This window comes from Psittacicella gerlachiana (assembly GCF_003585965.1).
In the GTDB taxonomy this organism is placed as follows: Bacteria; Pseudomonadota; Gammaproteobacteria; order Enterobacterales; family Psittacicellaceae; genus Psittacicella; species Psittacicella gerlachiana.
This window is the reverse complement of record NZ_NRJF01000095.1, coordinates 1-3,717: the sequence shown is the minus strand read 5'-3', so window position 1 is coordinate 3,717 and position 3,717 is coordinate 1. Positions and strand designations below refer to the sequence as shown.

Sequence of the window (3,717 nt, the reverse complement as noted above, 5' to 3'; positions counted from 1 at the left end):
GTATAATATAATAATCTACGTTACTTAGCTGTCTTGTGTGAACTACGCAATTTGTAAAGTAGAAACACACAAAAAGACTCAAATTAAAAAAGAATTGTTTGGACAGACATTTTAAATGTCTTTAATGTTCAATTAACCAAAAATAGAATTTTGGTATAAGTTCATGACACATGAACTTATTTAAAACTTATAGGGTTCATATGAAAAAGACTTTATTAACTTTAGCTTTAGCTGGTTTAGCAGGTTCAGCTTTCGCTAACACAACTGTATACCAATCTGATGTTGCTCGCTTATATGTAGACGGTAACTTACGTTATGTATATGCTAATGAGCAAACAAAAACTGACAACTCAAAATACACAGCTAAAGGTTCTTTAGCACGTTATCGTGTAGCTTTTGGTGGTGATTTTAGAGTTGCTGATTCTACAGCATTTGGTTTCAAATTACGTGTACAAAATAATTTTTGGAGACATGTAAGTAGAACAAATCTTTCTCCACTAAAAACAGAAACTCAATACTTTGTATTTGACCGTGCGTTTGTATACTTAGCAAATGATAACTTCGGTAAATTATCTTTAGGTCGTCAAGCTACTGTTGTTGATGGTGCAGCTGATAGCGATCTAGAATTCTTAGATTTTGATACTGCATTACGTGCAAACTTACGTACTACAGGTAATAAAGTTGCTTACTGGACTTCTCCAACTTTCGGTAACTTTGTATTTGAGTACTCATACGCAAATACAGATTATAACCGTAAACTATATAGCAGTTTAACAGGTCAAGTAGTACAAAATGCATTTGCAGGTACTTATGCTTTCTCAACTGGCACAGTTGTTAAAGCAACTTTCGCTTTAGAAAATGCTCGTAACTCATCAGGTTACTATGCTACTAAGAAAAAAGCAGCTGAAGTTGCAGTTGTTCAACAAGTTGGTGATTTAACTTTAGCAGGTGCTTATGATTATGTACGCGTTCAACTTAAAGACGGTGCAGCTACTCAAACAACAACAAGCACAAATACTCATCATTCAGTTGTAGTTAAAGGTTTATATAACTTTAACCAATTTTTCCAACCATATGCTGGTGTTACTTACCAAAGCTTAAAAGTTCCATCATTATCAGTTAAAAATGATATATGGGGTGGATACTTAGGCGTACAATCTGATGTATTCAAATATGATTCACTAAATGTTCGTGTATTTGCTGAAGCTGTATACTTACATACAACAGCGAAAGGTACTGGTTCGAACTCTGGAACAGAATCGAAAGTTAAAGCTCCAGCTTATGCAGCAGGTGTTAAAGTATCATTCTAATCATAACTTTAATTTGGTACTTTTATAAACAATTCATTTTATAAAGAGATGAAAGACACTGTCTTTCATTTCTTTATCTCTCAAGAATTTTTTTGGCACAGCCAAATTTAGATAGAATAGGTTTTCCCATGAAAAAAACATTATTAGCTTTAGCTGTAGCTTCAGTTGCTACATCAGCATTTGCAAATACAAATGTTTACTCTTACTCTAACGGTAATACAAGTGCTAACTTAGGTGTATTTGCAGAAGCTCGTTACGTATATAGTAGTTTCACAGATAAATCAAGAGATACAACTCTAAGTTCATACGATAAAACTACAAATAAATTAAGCCAAGGACGTTTACGTTTTGGTGTTTACGGTAGTATCACTGATTCAAATAACTTAACTTACTCTTTCTATACACGTTTCCAAACTAGATACGCTTACAACTACTCAAAAACTCGTGGTGAAGTTGCAGAAAAAGATCATAGCCGTAATGGTGTAGATCTTAACCGTGCTTATGTTCAATTAAGTCATCCTACTTTTGGTTCATTCTTATACGGTAAATATGTTACTGTAGCTGATGATAAATTCGGTGATGATTTAGAACATGGTTTCTTTGGTTCATACGGTGATAGCACACCTTCATTTACAGCTTGGTCTGCAACTACAGGAGCTTTTGATTCTGTTGCAACTTACTTAGCTCCAGAGTTCTACGGAGTTAAAGGTGGTTTAAGCTATGCAGAAGATAAATCTTCACAATATGTTTACACTAAACAATTAGCAGCTAAAGCTTCTTACAACTTAGCTGGTAACCACGTTGTATTTATCTATGCAAATACACGTGACCGTGCAGACAGACAAACTCTTGTGAACGCTAACTCTTATGATTTAGCTTTCTATAACGATGGTTTAGTTCAAGACTTCGTTCTTGGTGCTGACTTTGCATACCAAAAAACCAATGATACATCAGACTCAACAGATCCAACAAAACATAGAGCTTGGTCTTTAGCTGGTAAAGTTTCTTACACAGGTTTCCAATATGTTCAACCTTTCTTAAATGTTGCATATGTGAATGAAAAAGTAAATTACTCTTCTGAAAGAGTAAAAAGTAAACACTACAACCTTGCTGTAGGTGCTTCTTCTGACGTTTATAAATACCAAAGTGCAAAAGTTACTGTATTTGGTGAATACTTCTACTCTAAAGGTAAAGAAAGAACAGTTGGTGTAGAAGGTCATACTAAAGATACTTTCCAAGGTTTCAACGTTGGTGCAAAAGTATCATTCTAATTTAATTTAGAATCTTAAAAAGCAGGCAATTTGCCTGCTTTTTCTATTTTATATTCATGAAAATTAAGAGGTGATCTGATATACTAGACAAGATATTTTATTGAATTGTTTGCCATCAGATAAAAAGGATATGAAAAAAACTCTCGCAACTTGCTTATTTGCAAGTTTTATGACTACATCTAGCTTTGCTTCGATTAATCTATATGATTATGACAATGGAGACTCAGGAGCTTCATTAGATGTCTTTGCTCAAATTAGATATTTATATCACAACGAAAATAGCACGGTAAAATACTCCAATATTGCTAGAGATAAATTAATTTTTCAAAGCAATTTCTTACGTACAAGAGTAGGCGTACAGGGGAAGATTTTTGACCAAAATCTCCTTACTTATGGATTTTATACAAGATTCGATCATTACTATTTAAATTATAAACAAAAATACTCTTACAATAATTTCTACGAGAATACAGGCTCGATAAAATACCGAGAAGGTTTTACTTTAAATAGAGCTTATGTTTACTTATCTCAGCCTGAAGTTGGTACTTTACTTTATGGTAAATATATCACCGTGGCTGATGATCGTTTTCAAAATAATCTCCAATATGATTTTTTTGATAATAACTTAAAATTTACTGCTTTCTCAGTTTCAGCGGGTGACTATGATTCTACAATAACTTATTATTTACCATCCATAAACAATCTAAATGGTGGAGTAAGTTTTGCACAAACTAAAAATAGTCAAAATAACACTACCTCACAAATAGCTTTTAATTCAAATTATACCTATTTAGGTCATTACTTTAGTGTTACTTATGCTAATACTCAAAACAAAATAAATAGTCGTGTAAATAATATCTTTAACTCTTACGACCTTGCTTACTATAATTCATCTTTAATAAACAATCTTACTCTTGGATTTGATCTAGCTTATCAAAAATCACAACAAAATATTATCGAAAATAATTTTGCTAACTACTATTTTAAAGAAAAATCTTGGTCTTTAGCTTTTAAAGGTGAATACTACTTTAGTCAATATTTCTCTCCTTACTTTGCTTTATCTTTTGTACATAATAAACAACAAGGAGATATCTACTCAGGATCAAAAATTAAACAATTTAACTATATTTTAGGAT

General features: G+C 32.3%; 3 protein-coding genes. All 3 read left to right on the top strand.

From position 1 onward, the window contains the following. The first annotated feature begins 200 nt into the window (after positions 1 to 200). Positions 201 to 1,310 carry a porin gene (locus CKF59_RS03830; protein WP_119534657.1) on the top strand — a complete coding sequence of 370 codons (1,110 nt, stop codon included), beginning with the start codon at positions 201 to 203 and terminating at the stop codon, positions 1,308 to 1,310. A 128-nt stretch (positions 1,311 to 1,438) separates the two neighbouring features. Further along, on the top strand, positions 1,439 to 2,581 hold the full coding sequence (locus tag CKF59_RS03825; RefSeq protein ID WP_119534656.1) for a porin: 1,143 nt from the start codon (positions 1,439 to 1,441) through the stop codon (positions 2,579 to 2,581). A gap of 130 nt (positions 2,582 to 2,711) precedes the next feature. After that, positions 2,712 to 3,717, top strand: a 1,006-nt coding sequence (locus CKF59_RS03820) for a porin family protein (RefSeq protein ID WP_147397108.1), incomplete at its 3' end; no start/stop codon positions are given.

What these genes read in the sequence shown, in the direction of transcription:
- CKF59_RS03830 (WP_119534657.1), top strand. Translation starts at nt 201, where the DNA reads ATGAAAAAGACTTTATTAACTTTAGCTTTAGCTGGTTTAGCAGGTTCA.
- CKF59_RS03825 (WP_119534656.1), top strand. Translation starts at nt 1,439, where the DNA reads ATGAAAAAAACATTATTAGCTTTAGCTGTAGCTTCAGTTGCTACATCA.